At 33.2% G+C, this 15530-nt stretch carries 15 protein-coding genes; 12 read left to right on the forward strand and 3 right to left on the reverse strand.

Annotated features, from left to right (window positions below):
• Window positions 1-110: 110 nt before the first annotated feature.
• Window positions 111-1025, reverse strand: a complete 915-nt coding sequence (locus tag CBE70_RS15990; RefSeq protein ID WP_100160095.1) for a LysR family transcriptional regulator — start codon at window positions 1023-1025, stop codon at window positions 111-113.
• A 109-nt stretch (window positions 1026-1134) separates the two neighbouring features.
• Between CBE70_RS15990 and CBE70_RS15995 the strand changes: the two genes are divergently transcribed.
• The 10 genes from CBE70_RS15995 to CBE70_RS16040 all read left to right on the forward strand — a co-directional run bounded on the left by CBE70_RS15995 (window position 1135) and on the right by CBE70_RS16040 (window position 10262).
• Window positions 1135-2628, forward strand: a complete 1494-nt coding sequence (locus CBE70_RS15995; RefSeq protein ID WP_100160096.1) for an SLC13 family permease — start codon at window positions 1135-1137, stop codon at window positions 2626-2628.
• A 22-nt stretch (window positions 2629-2650) separates the two neighbouring features.
• The gene (locus CBE70_RS16000) at window positions 2651-3256 is read left to right on the forward strand and encodes a histidine phosphatase family protein (protein WP_100160097.1); all 606 of its coding nucleotides are present in this window, start codon (window positions 2651-2653) and stop codon (window positions 3254-3256) included.
• A gap of 490 nt (window positions 3257-3746) precedes the next feature.
• Window positions 3747-4277 (forward strand): fimbrial protein, encoded by a 531-nt coding sequence (locus CBE70_RS16005; RefSeq protein ID WP_100160098.1) that lies wholly within the window; start codon window positions 3747-3749, stop codon window positions 4275-4277.
• A 66-nt stretch (window positions 4278-4343) separates the two neighbouring features.
• Window positions 4344-5012, forward strand: coding sequence for a fimbrial biogenesis chaperone (locus tag CBE70_RS16010; RefSeq protein ID WP_100160099.1), 669 nt, complete (start codon window positions 4344-4346; stop codon window positions 5010-5012).
• 24 nt (window positions 5013-5036) lie between these two features.
• Entirely contained in the window at window positions 5037-7547 is a 2511-nt protein-coding gene (locus tag CBE70_RS16015; protein WP_100160100.1) for a fimbria/pilus outer membrane usher protein, read from the forward strand.
• A 90-nt stretch (window positions 7548-7637) separates the two neighbouring features.
• Window positions 7638-8153, forward strand: a complete 516-nt coding sequence (locus tag CBE70_RS16020; protein ID WP_100160101.1) for a fimbrial protein — start codon at window positions 7638-7640, stop codon at window positions 8151-8153.
• 12 nt (window positions 8154-8165) lie between these two features.
• The gene (locus CBE70_RS16025) at window positions 8166-8657 is read left to right on the forward strand and encodes a fimbrial protein (protein WP_100160102.1); all 492 of its coding nucleotides are present in this window, start codon (window positions 8166-8168) and stop codon (window positions 8655-8657) included.
• A gap of 23 nt (window positions 8658-8680) precedes the next feature.
• Window positions 8681-8974, forward strand: coding sequence for a helix-turn-helix domain-containing protein (locus CBE70_RS16030; protein ID WP_100160103.1), 294 nt, complete (start codon window positions 8681-8683; stop codon window positions 8972-8974).
• Window positions 8955-9929, forward strand: a complete 975-nt coding sequence (locus tag CBE70_RS16035) for a fimbrial protein (protein WP_100160104.1) — start codon at window positions 8955-8957, stop codon at window positions 9927-9929. The genes CBE70_RS16030 and CBE70_RS16035 overlap by 20 nt, the downstream gene beginning before the upstream one ends.
• Window positions 9930-10019: 90 nt before the next feature.
• Window positions 10020-10262: a helix-turn-helix domain-containing protein gene (locus tag CBE70_RS16040; RefSeq protein ID WP_332835637.1), complete on the forward strand. Its 243-nt coding sequence runs from the start codon at window positions 10020-10022 to the stop codon at window positions 10260-10262.
• Between the two features lie 106 nt (window positions 10263-10368).
• On the opposite strand, the gene CBE70_RS16045 is transcribed toward CBE70_RS16040, so the two are convergent.
• Window positions 10369-11841, reverse strand: coding sequence for an anion permease (locus CBE70_RS16045; protein WP_100160106.1), 1473 nt, complete (start codon window positions 11839-11841; stop codon window positions 10369-10371).
• Between the two features lie 524 nt (window positions 11842-12365).
• Between CBE70_RS16045 and CBE70_RS16050 the strand changes: the two genes are divergently transcribed.
• On the forward strand, window positions 12366-13271 hold the full coding sequence (locus tag CBE70_RS16050; protein ID WP_100160107.1) for a LysR substrate-binding domain-containing protein: 906 nt from the start codon (window positions 12366-12368) through the stop codon (window positions 13269-13271).
• 77 nt (window positions 13272-13348) lie between these two features.
• Here the strand turns inward: CBE70_RS16050 and CBE70_RS16055 are convergent, their stop codons facing one another.
• The gene (locus CBE70_RS16055) at window positions 13349-14221 is read right to left on the reverse strand and encodes a pirin family protein (RefSeq protein WP_100160108.1); all 873 of its coding nucleotides are present in this window, start codon (window positions 14219-14221) and stop codon (window positions 13349-13351) included.
• Between the two features lie 280 nt (window positions 14222-14501).
• Here CBE70_RS16055 and CBE70_RS16060 point away from each other — a divergent pair, with 280 nt between their 5' ends.
• Window positions 14502-15179 (forward strand): hydrolase, encoded by a 678-nt coding sequence (locus CBE70_RS16060; RefSeq protein WP_100160109.1) that lies wholly within the window; start codon window positions 14502-14504, stop codon window positions 15177-15179.
• The last annotated feature ends 351 nt before the right edge of the window (window positions 15180-15530 follow it).

The following is a 15530-nucleotide window of genomic DNA, read 5'->3' on the forward strand; positions in this document are numbered from 1 at the left end:
TAAACAATAGCTAATAGAAAGAGATAAACCTGAGTATGATAACGATTTAATGAGAATATTGATACGCTGATATCCTTAAAATAATAGGGCTAAGAATTTAGCCAATAAATTTATTTATTGATATCTTTCGTTAAAATTTGAGCTTGAGATTGTAAGACAGATAAAAAATTTTTAGTGGCTGGAGAGATATATTTTTCTTTATGATAAAAGTAACGGATACCCCGGCTAAATTGGATATCATCAAATGCAATTTCACATAAAAGACCTGATTTTAATTCTTGCATAATAGACAAACGGGATAAAATTGAGATCCCTAAACCGTGAATAACTCCCTGTTTTATTCCTTCCAAGCTATTTATTTCCATCACATTTTTGAGTTCTTTATTATTTTCTTGGATCCTATCTAATAAAAAATCACGGGTAGCAGAGTGCTCGGGTTTGATCAGAAAAACTTCCGAGGCAATATCAGAAAATCTGCAATGTTTCTTTTTTGCCAGCCAATGTTCAGGTGAACAAATAAGCACTAAGGGATCGATGAGAAAAGTATCAAGATGATATTCCGTCGGATCTAAATAGATATGATCTGACATGATCAAAAACTCTAATTCTTGGGTATCAAGTTTATGGATAAGTTGTGTTGAACTTGAAATATCCATGCTTAATTTCACATCGGGATACTGCTCTCTAAACTGCGCCATAATTTGAGGTAATAGGTAAACGCCAACAAAATGGCTAGCGCCAAACTTAATTTCACCTTTAGAAGGATCATCAAATTGTCGCATGTGCTCAGAAGAGGATTTTACTAAATTAATAATTTGGGTAGCGTACTGCTGATAAACCTTACCTTGAGGTGTTAAATAAAGCCGATTATTGATCCTTTCAAACAATACTGTTTGTAATTCTTCTTCTAGTTTTTTGATTTTAATACTCACACTTGGTTGAGTACAGAATAGGCGTTCTGCGGTTTCAGTAACATTAAAACCGTTGGCAAGTAGTAGAAAAGCATCAAGTTGGCTTAAATTCATCTCAACACCATAAATTATTTTTATAGTTATAATATATTAATACAATTATCTTTATACCTCAATATTTCTATACTGAACATCCTACCCTACATATTAAGAGGAATCGGTTATGGAAAAGACTGTGAAGCGAGATGATATCGCTAAACCAGCTCCATCATCACCAAAACAAAACGGTAAGAAAATAACCTTAAAAACAATAGGAATACCTTTAGCTTTATTGGTATTACTCGTTTTATTTTTTATGCCAACACCAGATGGATTAAGTATTGAAGGGCAAAAAGCCATAGCTATTTTTTGTGCAGCGTTAATTTTATGGGTGTGCGGATCTTTACCCATTTATTTAACCTCAATGCTCGTTATTGTTTTACTTCCAATAACGGGAACTGTTGCAAAAGAGAAAGTGGTTTTCGGTACATTAGGTTATGACGTTATTTGGTTGATGGTTTCAGCATTTGTTTTAACATCCGCCATGATCAAATCGAACATTGCCAGACGCTTTGCTTTATGGATGATCACCAAATTTGGTCAAACACCCAAAAAAGCGTTATTTGTCCTTATATTAATTAACTTCAGCTTAGTTTTTTTTGTTCCCTCAACGACTGCACGCGCGACATTAATGGTGCCTATTTGTATGATCTTATTAGAGATACATAAGGCAATTCCTGGAAAAAGTAATTACGGGAAATTAATGATGTTGCAAGGCGTACAAGCTGATGCTTTGGCAACATCCGGTGTAATGACGGGAACTGCGGCTAATATTATTGCAGTTGGATTTATCAATTCACAAGCTGGTGGTTCTATTGGTTATATGGATTGGTTAATTGCTTCTTTCCCATTAGCTATTGTTGGTATGACTATCTCCTTTTTTATTGGATTAAAATTATTCTCTTTTAAAGGGGAAGTGGATTTTGAAGGCTCGCTAGAGAAATTAAAAAAAGAACGTTCTCAACTTGGTGCATTAACTAAGAATGAGAAAAAAGCCATGTATATCTTTTTAATGGCAGTGTTCTTATGGGCAACCGAAAGTTATCACCAAGATATGTTTGGTTTCAAAATTAGCGTTTATATGACCGCTGTTATTGCTGCCATTCTCTGCCTGATGCCTCGTATTGGCTTATTAACGTGGAATGAAGCCAATATCAAATGGGATCTTATGATATTTGCAGCAGGTGCTTATGCGGCAGGTAATACTTTAGAATCCACACAAGGTGCGCAATGGTTAATTGGTAAAATGGTTTATGGGCTCGGACTCGAAAATATGAGTACGACGATGGTTTATATTGTGGTTGTTTTTATCTGTATGTATAGCCATTTAATTTTTACGAGTAAAACCGTGAAAACGACCATACTAATTCCAGCCATTATTGCGCTTGCCAAAACATTAGGCATGGATCCGGTAACATTAGCATTAGCCGCGTCATTTACACTCACATATACCATTACATTACCGCCACATTCAAAAGTAAATACTATCTATTTTTCAAGTGGTTACTTTAGTGTGTTAGACCAAATGAAATATGGATTAATTACCTGTTTTGTTGGTGCATCGGTAATTTCTATTGCGATATTCACTTGGTTCCAAATTCTTGGATATGGTCTTTAAGCCATTAAATTAAGGAATAATAATGAGACTAATTTTATTAAGACACGGTGAAACCTTATGGAATATGGAATCACGCTTACAAGGACATGCTAATTCTTGTTTATCACCAAAAGGCATTAATCAAGCAATGGCGATAAAAGAGAGTATTAGATTGTTATCACCCGCTAGGATTATTACGTCAGATTTAGGGCGAACAGTACAAACCGCAGAAATTGTCGGTCATCCCGAAGCGGTTAAAGAACCGTTATTGCGCGAGTTAAATATGGGGGAATGGACAGGACAGCGAAAACCAGAACTCATAAGACATCATGCAGACAAATACAAAAATTGGCGAGCAGGAACATATACGCCACCTAAAGGTGAAAACTGGTTTGATTTTTGTGATCGCATTGGTGCTGCATTACAAGGATGGGTACATAAAGAAGACAGTGATTTATTAGCAGTTGTGCATAGTGGTGTTATTCGAGCAGCCTGCAAAGTCTTTTTAAATCTGTCTCCTGAGTTTTTATTACCCGCAACACCAGGTACAATAACGATATTTAATTTTGATCTTAATTCTGATAAAGCGCCAAAATTAGAAGCCTATAATATTGGCTCTTATATGCCGGATAAGAATGTCGCTGATTAAGATTAATAAGAAGTGGTTTTCAAATTAATCGTAATATTTTTACTTTATAAAAATATCTAAAAAAACACTCCGATATTAAATCAGAGCAAGGGAAACCTTGCTCTTTTTTATGCTAATTTCTATTGAAAATAAAAAATAAACTTATTACACATTATAGGTTATGATTCAAAATTAAATCACATACAAAACTAATTTTTAGTTTTAAAAAATTATTTTGTTTTTATTGATCTGCAACGATTTTAAAAAAAGAAAGATATTTAGATCTTAAGTTCATTTAATAACTCATAGTGTGTAACCTTAAAATTAATATTTATTAAATCATATAAATGTATATTTAATGCTGTATTAAGGTAAACTTGTTTATTCCAAAAAATAATATAATAATACTCATATATTGAGTTAATTATTGATGTAGATTAAATTCATGTATTAACCAGTATATATAAATATATATATAAATATATTAATAATAATTTTTGGAGAAAAATAAATGAAGAAAAATTTACTTGCAATGCTTATTGCTGGTGGTTCTATTTTTGTAGTTAATAATGCATTAGCTGAGGATGGTACTATTGATTTTACAGGTGAAATTATTGATAACGCCTGTGAGCTAGCATCTGGTTCTGATGCTTTAAAAGTGAATCTTGGTAAAGTATCTAAAACTGCATTACCAACTACAGGTAGTACGGCTTCGGCAACACAATTCACAATTAAGTTAATTAATTGCCCAGTAACAGCAAGTAGTGCAGCTGTAAAATTTGATGCGGATTCTTATTCTGGTGATAGTAGTGTCATTGCTCTGAAAAACGAACCTAATGTAGCAACAGGTGTTGGTATTCAAATTACAGATGATGCAAATAAGGTTGTTCCATTATTTACTGAATCGAAAAAATATCCATTAAAAACAGGAGCCAATGTTGTTAACAATTTGGACTTCCGTGCACGTTATATTGCTAAATCCGATACAGTAACCGCAGGTCTTGCAAACGGTAATGCAACATTTACTATCAATTATAATTAAAATTAATTAAAAAAATAAAAAGGTTTAAAGGGACTTGAACCTTTTTACTCAATTAATGGTGAGAATATGAAGGCTATTATTTATTCTTTTATTTCTTTGTTTATTTTTTTAAATACTGCAAATGCAGGTGTTGTCATTGGTGGTACGCGTATTATATATGATGAGGGAAAAAAGGATGTCAGTATAAGTGTTGAAAATCCAGATAATATTCCTTATTTGATTCAATCTTGGATTGATGATGTTAGTGAAAAAAAACAATCAAGTTTTACGATAACACCACCCTTATTTAGATTAAATAGCAGTAATACAAATGCATTGAGAATTTTTTTAACTGAAAATAATTTACCTAGCGATAGAGAATCTCTTTTTTGGTTAAATATAAAAACAATTCCTGCAACAGAGAGAACAGAAAATTCTTTACAAATCGCCTTTAAAACACAGATGAAATTGATTTTTAGACCTAAAGAATTAAAAGGTGTTAATTTTATTGAAGAGCAGAAAAAATTAGAGTGGTCAAAAATTGGGAATAAAATAAATGTAAAAAATCCGACACCTTATTTTTTTAATTTTCAAACAATTAACTTTAATAATAAATCCGTTAATGATGTCTCTTATGTTGCACCTTATTCAGTAAAGTCATTTGAAATTAATAATGATGAAATACACGGCATTATTAATTGGGAAGTAATTAATGATTACGGTGCAGTTACTGATTTATCAGAGGTTAAAATATAACCTTCTATAAACTTAGGTTTTAATATGAAAATGAATAAAATATGTATTAGCCTACTTTTATATTTAGGCTATACGGCCTCACTGTATGCAGAAGGTTCCAATTTAGATAATCTTTATTTTGATCCTGATTTTTTAGAATTACCCAATAAAAGCTCAATTGATTTATCTCAGTTTGAAAATAATGAGCAATTACCAGGTAAATATTATGTTGATATTTATGTTAATACTAATTTAATTGGAACTGAAAATATTAAATTTGAGAAGATAGATAATGGCAAGTTAATGCCCTGTTTATCAATAGCTGATCTCAATAATTTTGGTATAAAAACAAAGGAATACCCAAACTTAGAAACAAAAGAAAATAACTGTATTAACTTATCAGCTATCCCTAATGCAACAAGCGAATTCGAATTTAATTCTCAGCGATTATATTTAAGTATTCCACAAATAGCGATGAATAAAAATCCTAGAGGGTTTGTTGATTTAAATAATATAGATAACGGTATTACTGCACTGCTATTAAATTACAGTTATAGCGGTTCGAAAAATTATGATCGTAAAAATGATGGTTCAGATACTACATCGAATTATCTAAATTTAAGACCAGGCCTAAATATAGGGCCATGGCGTTTAAGAAATTACACTACTTGGTCTAATAGTGATGATAAATCTAGTAAATGGGACACTGTTTATACGTATTTATCGCGTAGTATTAATCAACTAAAAAGCCAATTAATTTTAGGGGATGGTGTATCACCTTCATCTGTCTTTGATAGTGTGCCTTTTAGAGGCGTACAACTCGGTACTGATGATGATATGTATCCTGAAAGTTTACGTGGATATGCGCCAGTAGTACGTGGTATTGCGCGTAGCAATGCACAAATTACGATTAGACAAAATGGTTATACCATTTATCAAACAGAAGTAGCAGCAGGTCCTTTTGAAATTAATGATCTTTATCCAACAGGAAGTAGTGGTGATTTGTATGTCACAATCAAAGAATCAAATGGAAGTGAACAACACCAAATAATACCCTTTGCTTCTTTACCCGTTTTACAACGCGAAGGCTATGTTTCTTATAGTATTACTGGGGGTGAATATCGCGCTTATGATAAAGAAATTGAAAAACAAAAATTTGGTCAATTAACATTAATTTATGGTTTGCCTTACGGAGCAACAGCTTATGGTGGAAGCCAGCTTAGCAATAATTATCAAGCATATTCTATTGGTGTAGGACAAAATTTAGGTGCATTAGGCGCAATTTCAATAGATGTGACTCAAGCAAACTCAAAATTAAATAATGGTGATACATCGCGCGGGCAGTCTTACCGTTTCAGATATAACAAAAATCTAAATACGATTGGAACGAATATTGCCCTAGCAGGTTACCGTTATTCAACTGATGGATATTATAGTTTGGCGGAGGTTTTTGACGAATATCGAAATGGTGCTAATGCGCCTGATATAGAACGTCGCCGTAATCGTGCTGAAATTACAATTAATCAGAATTTAGGAGAGAAGTTCGGTTCTCTTTCTTTAGGGTACATCAGGGAAAATTATTGGAACAGTGATAGAAAAACACAGTCAGCCACTGTGGGGTATAACAATAGCTGGCAGGGCATTAGTTACGGTTTAAATTATACTTATAATAAAAATACAAATAATTATTCTTATAGTTCAAACAGTTACTCTAAAAGTAATGATGACCACCAATTAGCGTTATCGGTGAGTGTGCCGTTTAGTTTCTTTGATGATACGTTTTATTACAACTTTAATACGACGAGTAGTAGTCAAAGTCCAAGTACAGGAAGTGTGGGGCTTTCCGCATCTCAATTAAATAATCGATTAAATTGGAGCCTACAACAAGCATTTACAAACCAAGATCAAGGATCTTCTGGAAATTTAAACGCATCTTATAAGGGTAAGTACGGTGAGATGACAGGAGGAAGTGGATATAGTAAAGACAATTATAATTTATATTATGGTGTTAATGGTAGTTTAGTCGCGCATTCTGGCGGTGTTGTTTTAGGTCAACAGCTTGGTGAAACCTCGGCAATTGTGGATATTCCTGAAGCTGGTGATGTTGCTGTTTTAAATCAAGCAGGGGTGGAAACTAACAGTTATGGTTATGCTTTAGTACCTTATGTTACACCATATCGTAAAAATACGATTGATATTGATACTTCAGCATTACCAGAAAATACAGAAATGGCGTTGACAAGTCAGACAGTTTCTCCTAGCCGTGGAGCATTAGTAAAAGCTAATTTCTCTGCTAATGTGGGATACCGTGCATTGATGACACTGACATTAGAAAATAATGAATTAGTTCCTTTTGGAGCACGGGTTATTTTTAAAGATAATCCTCAATTAAATAACATCGTTGGCAACGATGGTGAGGTTTATTTATCTGGGCTAGGTGAAAAAGGACAATTTATTGTTAAATATAATGATCAGCAATGTAGTGCAAATTATAATTTATTAGGAGTTTCTCATTATTTAGGACTTTATAAAGCTACCGTAGTTTGCCAAAAATAAATTGGCATAAATACTTTTATTAACTTAATTACATCATTCCAGCTAACAAAAATATAGCTGGCTGATATTTGCTACGTGTAGGAAATGAAAATGAAAATGATAATCAATAAATTATTTTTAATAAACGCCCTAATAATAAGCTTTCCATCTTTGGCTTCGGATAACGTTAATTTAAATTTCACAGGCAATATTAGAGTTGCTACATGTAATATTTCTAATGGAGATAATGTTAATGTTGACTTGAAAAATATTCCTGCAACTAATTTTGAACAGGCAAATTCAGGTTCAAATTGGAATGATTTTTATATTACTTTTACAGATTGCTCTACGGCGATTAATCAAATTAGTGTTACTTTTTCAGGTGTTTCTGATACGGCTGATGTAAATAGTTTATACAAAAATCAAGGAACTGCTAAAAATATTGCGGTGCAATTAGAAAATGGGCCTGGTTCAATAAAGCTTGGAAACCAAAAATCATTGGTTGTTACATTAGGTGGGCGAACCGATGTCAGATTATGGTTACGAACACGCGCTTTTAGTCCGTCAGGGAAAGGGATGCCAGGAACAATCTCAGCAAAAGTAACTGCAAATATTGTCTATTTATAGAAGGGAAATAATATGAAAGCCACTATCTTTTTACTTTTGTTTTTTTCATCTATGGCCATGGCTAGCTCGGTTAATATCAATATTTATGGAAAAGTGACGGTATCACCCTGTGAAGTCGAAAATAAAAATTATTTAATCGATTTTAAAAAAATAAATATGAGGGAATTGCAAAATAATACAAATACTGATTGGATTGATTTTTCAATAAAATTGAAAAACTGTCCAATAACCACACAAAAAGCGACAATAACAATAGCGGGTGTCTCTGATTCTAATAATGGAGATTATTTTTTAAATAACGGCAGTGCAAAGTATGTAGCATTAAATTTAATAGAAAATAGAAATAAAACAATTATAAAAAATGGTACAAAATTAGAAGCTGTTATTAATAGTCAAACAAAAACAGCTGAATACCCTTTATCAGCAAGATTAGTTAAAACTGGTAGTGGAATAAGCACAGGAACATTCAAAAGTCATCTTGAATTTACATTACTTTATAATTAAATTTTTCATTGGGGAAAATGAAAATGAGTAGTCGATATCCAGTATCAAAAGCAATAGGTAGAAAAATTACCTATTACAGGAAAATGAAAGGTATTTCACTGGATGAATTAGCCACAATAATTGGAGTCAGTCAACAGCAGCAATCAAGGTATGAAAGGGGGATTAATAGAATTAATTTGGATAGATTAAATCAATATGCACAGCTATTTGATATTCATATAAAAGATTTTTTTATTCTCGATGAAAAAGACAACTTTGAAATAAAAAATATTCTCTTAAGAAGGAGTGGGATGAAAAATGAAAAATATAATAATTAAACCATTATTAGTAAGTGGAATATTAATTTATTCTACTTATTCCACTGCTGCATGTATACAAAATCCAAATTATAATAATGTGATGGTTGATGTACCAAATCGCGTTTTTAATATTCAATATGATGATTTGACAACAAGAACACTTGATACAATTACACTTAATTATAGGCCGGCTAATATAACTTCATATAGCGGAAATAATGGTGAATGTGGAAATGCTGTTATTCATGGTAATTTTATTAATGGATGGGTGCCTAATTCTAATAAAATAGCAGCAACCAATATTCCGGGAATTGGAATAAAAGTAAAAATGAATAATATTGGTTATATAAACGCGCAATTTTCTAAGAATAATGATAAGTACAAGTATATAATAAATAATCCTACTTGGACGGTGGAAATAATAAAAACAGGGCGAGTCACACAATCTGATTCATTAACAGGGGGAACATTGGCTCGAATGACACAAAATAATACTTTACCTAATAATCACCAATGGATTTTATCAACATTAAGGATCCCAGCTGGTGCAATAAAAGTAAACTCATTAAAATGTACAACAAAAGCAACTAGCTACAATATAAATTTAGGAACTTGGTACGATACACAATTTAAAAATATCGGAGATGTGAGTCAAAATGTTAATGTTCCTATTACGTTAAGTTGTGCTGCGGGAACAAATATTAAAGCAACTGTGACAAGTAGTGCAGGATATATTGATGTAAATACAGGGAAATTAAAATTATCTGGCACTAATAGTGCAACAGGTATTGGTATTCAATTAGTTAATGCTAATAATAATCCGATTAAATTAAATACAAAGCTAACCATGCAAGATAATGTTTCTTCTGGCGATTATATTTTTAATTGGAAAGCCCGTTATATTAAAACAGGTAATACAATAACCGCAGGTAGCGCTAATTCAGTCGCAACAGTCAATATTTTATACGAATAAAATATTTTGTTTTTATTTGTTTATGAGGACTTTTTTGTGAACAAGAAAATATCAAGGTTAGTTGGGAAAAAGATCAGGGGTTTAAGAGAGATGTATTGTATGAGTGGCGATGAATTCGGTGCATTGCTCGGAATTAGCCAACAGCATCAATCACGTTATGAAAGTGGTTCTACTAACATTCATGCCGAAACGCTTTATTGTTTATCTTACCTTTTTGATGTTGAACCTGAATATTTCTTAAGTGATTTATCAATCGAGGATAATACAACTGATAAAGATAAGGTAGATAATAAGAAAAATCACTATATGGCTGAAACGATATTTGTACGATGAAATTATGTTAGAAAAATGCCTAAGATATGGATTGTCATTTATATAAATGAGCTAATCTCTAAACACTTAGGCATCATGTTTCTATAATATTAGTATTAATTTATTTTTACCAATATCCCAGCGCCTTCCACCATACACTACCTAGGGTTATCCAAACGATAAGGTTAACTACACTCATCACAAATCCCGTTTTCCACCATTCGCCCAATGTGGCATAGCCAGAACCGAAGATAATTGGCGCAGTGCCTGTACCATAATGTGTTAATGACATCATTAATGAAGATGAGAATGCCAAAATAAGTCCTAATAACATTGGTGGTGCGCCAAGGGCTAAACCCGCAGCATAGAAAGCGGCAAACATCGCGGTAATATGGGCAGTGGTACTGGCAAAGAAATAGTGAGAATAAACATAAATTAGTACCAATAATATCATACCACTAACCCAACTTATTCCCATGCTATCAATACTTGCCCCTACACTGAGTGACAACCATTTAATTAATCCTAATTTTCCTAAGAAGGATGCCATCATCACTAATGCGGAGAACCAAACTACTGTATCCCATGCACCTTTGTTTTTTAAAATATCATCCCAATTTAAAACGCCTGTGCATAATAAGATCGACAAACCAATAAATGCCGCGGTTGTTGCATTAACACTAAATCCATCACCAAATAATAATGCTGGGACACCAGCCCACATAATTAATAACAAAGCGAAGACGGCAAGAGTTATTTTTTCAGGTAATGAAATTGGCCCTAATTGTGCTAAACGCTCTTTAGCAAAATGAGGCGCATTTGGAGTGCTGGTTATTTCAGGTTTATAAAGTAGATAAATGACAATAGGCATTAAAATTAATGAAACGATAGCCGGTACAAAAGCCGCAATTGCCCACATAGACCAACTAAGTTCATGTGTAGGATCTGTTTCACTAATAATTAAGCTGACAATTAGCGGGTTAGGCGCCGTTGCCGTAATAAACATGGCAGAAGTAATAGGATTTATATTGTAGTTTACTAGCGAAAGATAGCGGCCTATTTTACCACTAGTACCATCTTCCGCTTTAGAGTTAAAACTGTCTGAAATTGATCGCATAATTGGGTGAATAATTCCACCACCACGAGCGGTATTACTTGGTGTTACAGGGGCTAATATTGTTTCGGCAATCGCTAATGAATAGGCTATGCCAATGGTTCTTTTTCCAAAAAGTGAAATAAAATAATAACCAATTCTGGCACCGAGTCCGGTTTTATTTAGACTCATTGATACCATAATGGAAATACCAATTAACCAGATAAGATCATTGGAAAATCCACTTAATGCATCACCGATAGCGGCTTTGGTTGAATTAGGATTAGTGACGCCTGTAACAGCGACTAATGCGATAGCAATAATAGATACAGCACCGATAGGAAGTGCTTTACCAATAATGGCGGCGATAGTACCGACAAAGAGCGCTAATAAATGCCAAGCATTGGGATCAACACCTTGTGGTACGGGAATAAGAAACCAAATAATAAGAGTAATAGAAACGGCGATTAATGTAGGTATGGGTCGTAATGGAGTTAATTTATTCATCAGGTTATTCCATTCGGTTGCAGGTTAAATAAATAATCGGAAGTAAAAAGTAAAGCTAATAAGTATTTTTATTAAAGACGATCTTATTAACATATTATTAAACATTCATTGATTAGTGTCATAAAAATAAAATTATTTATTAACTTAATTTTAAAATAAGAAATTTTATGTAACTTAATGTTATTAAAATATCGTGTGATTATTTATCTTTATGTTTTTATTGTTATTTTTTCTATTATAACCAAACTTTAATAATGAAATTTAATTTAAATAATAGGTGGAAATTAAATATAAATATGATATGTAACTTTATCTCATATCACATTTATAAGATTAAATTGATTAGGTTATAACAGATCGTGTTATTATTTTTGGTCATCTTTATTTTATTAACCTATGTGATTATAATGTTATTAACAATAGCTGAATAATGGTAAATAATATTTACAATTATTTTTTGCCATAATATCGGTGTCTGAAACAATTCAGCTAAATATTGAAAATAACCGAATAGGTGATGCACAATGAAGTATGATTTAAATGATCTCTACTATTTTGTGAAAGTCGTTGAGTTTGGCGGTTTTTCTCAAGCGGCAGAAACATTAGGTATACCTAAATCTAAACTAAGTCGTCGTATCGCTGATTTAGAACAGAAACTTAATGTCTCTTTGATTTATCGCTCTACACGTCAATTTCATGTCACTAAAATCGGACAGACATTTTATCAACAGTGTAAAAATGTGGTGGCAGAAGCTGAAATTGCGGAAGAAGTTATTTGCTCAGCACAAGGGCATCCACATGGCACCATTAAACTCTCGTGTCCTGTCGCATTATTACAAATTTATATTCAAGATATTTTGGTCGATTTTATGGAAAAATATCCGGATATTAATATTCAGATCTTAGCCATTAATCGACCTGTTGATGTAATTAGTGAAGGTCTTGATTTAGCTTTACGAGTAAGAGCATTACCGCTAGATGACTCAGGTTTAACAATGAAAATTCTAGGTTATTCTCGACGTGTTCTCGTCGCCAGTCCTCTGTTATTTAAAGGACAAACGATCCCAGATTCACCAGAGCAACTTGCAGATTATCCTATTTTGGCAAATAGCGAACACTCACAACAATACACACTTACGTTGACTCATGAAAATGGCACGGTTTCCACACAACATGTAACCCCGAAATTAGCGACAACCGATGTTATTACGCTTTATAAAGCAACATTAAAAGGATTAGGAATAACGCGATTACCACTGAGTGTGGTTGAAAAAGAATTACAAGACGGTGCGCTAATTGAAGTGTTGCCAAATTGGCGTTTTCCTAAAGATGTTATTCATGCAGTTTATCCGTCAAGAAAAGGGTTATTACCTGCTATTCAGGTGTTGTTGGAATACCTTGCTGATAATATGTCGCCATTGAAAGAGTAGAACAATATAAAAACGGCTCCGAATATTAAAGGGAGCCGTTTGAATGTTTATTGTTTTATATCGTATTTAAAAAAGTGTTACTCGTTAGGAATACGACCAAATTTGCCTTGGTTAAAATCATCAATGGCTTGTCTGATTTGTGCTTCGCTATTCATCACAAAAGGACCATAACCTACAACAGGCTCATTAATAGGTTCACCACTGAGATATAAGACTATGGCATCTTCAGTCGCTTCAAGATTAACAGTACCACCTTCATTATCTAAAATAACCAAGTCACCTGTTTGTAATTGGGTTTGATTATCAAGATAAACACTACCATGTAAAACTACTAAGCCAACATAGCGATCTTTTTTGGTTGGCAGCGTCACTGATTTTGTGCTTTTTAATTGGAGATCCCACACATCTACAGGCGAAAAAGTTTTTGCTGCGCCATGCGTGTCGTGATAATCCCCTGCTATAACGCGCAATTGACCAGCGTTATCTGCCAAAGGAAGTACAGGGATCGCGCTTTCTTTTAATAACTGATAGCCAGCAGGTGCTGATTTAGCCTCAGATGGAAGATTAACCCACAACTGCACCATATCTAACACACCGCCTTCTTTGGTAAATGCATCAGAATGATATTCTTGATGTAAAATACCTGACGCAGCAGTCATCCATTGCACATCACCTGGGCCGATTACGCCGCCTTCTCCGGTAGAATCATGGTGTGCAACTTCACCTTTATAAACGATAGTGACCGTTTCAAATCCGCGGTGAGGGTGTTCACCGACACCACGGTTATGTCCCTGAGATGCAGGAAAATCAGTAGGGCCAGCTCTATCTAAAAGTAAAAATGGGTTTAAATATTTACCATGATTACCATAACTAAAGAGTGAGCGAACATGAAAACCATCACCAACCCAATGTTGACGAGGTGCTTTATAAATACCGATGATCTTTTTCATAAAATGTTCCTATAAAATGTCTATAGGTTCTATTTTAGAGCGACTAATATATTTAAGTAGTGTCAAATTTAGATTTCATCATCCTAAAAATAGAACAATAATAAAATGTTTCAGTGTTCTATTTTTAGAATAGTGTTTATCAGAATTGCTACTACCGAGCTTTTAATTAATTGATTATTGTTTATTACAGCAAAAGAGAAACGATATAAAAATATTTCTCTCTAATATTTTTCTTCAATCATGTTAATAATCAACTTTATTAATTAAAAGGAATAAACAAATGAGCACCCCAGCAAATTTTAATGGCCTGCGCCCTGTAATTAATCCAGAAGATGCTGTTATGTTATTAATTGATCACCAAAGTGGTTTATTCCAAACTGTGGGTGATATGCCAATGACTGAATTACGAGCGCGCGCTTCAGTATTAGCAAAAATGGCAACATTAGCTAACATGCCTGTTATTACAACCGCTTCTGTACCACAAGGCCCTAATGGTCCATTAATTCCTGAGATTCATCAAAATGCACCTCATGCAAAATATATTGCACGTAAAGGTGAAATTAACGCTTGGGATAATCCTGAGTTTGTTGAAGCCGTTAAAGCAACAGGTAAAAAGCAATTAATTATCGCTGGTACTATTACGAGTGTTTGTATGGCATTTCCTGCAATTAGTGCTGTTGCTGAGGGTTATCAAGTCTTTGCAGTGATTGATGCATCAGGTACTTACAGTAAAATGGCTGAAGAAATTACCTTAGCTCGTATTGTTCAAGCGGGCGTAGTGCCGATGGACACCGCAGCGGTTGCTTCTGAAATTCAAAAAACATGGAATCGTGCTGACGCTGCTGAATGGGCGCAAGCGTATACTCAGATTTTCCCTGCTTATCAGTTATTAATTGAAAGTTACAGCAAAGCTCAAGACGTATTAAAAAATAACGAAGTTTTAGATTCTCAGCGTTAATTAAATTCCAACTCTCTTTGTAATTTGTATTCTTTGTGTTTAAAAATGCCTATAAAGCCTTTTCTTTATGGGCATTATTTTATAAAAATATATTAGGAACCGAAAATGAAATTTATTTTAAAAGCCTTATTAAATACAAGGCTTTTTTGTTTTTTATAAAATTAAATGCAATTATAAATAAAGGCTAATTTAAAAAATTTAACAAAGAAAAATAGCTTTTTTTATTTGTTGATAATGATTGTTTATTGCGTTGTGTTATAAAATTGTAACTTGATAGCTGATTGTCTTTGTTTTATTTGAAATTTATAGCCTGATTGTTGTTTCTTGTTTGTTAAATTCCTCTCTAAAGTT

Origin of the sequence: Proteus columbae, from assembly GCF_002777965.1 — a bacterium.
Lineage (GTDB): Bacteria > Pseudomonadota > Gammaproteobacteria > Enterobacterales > Enterobacteriaceae > Proteus > Proteus columbae.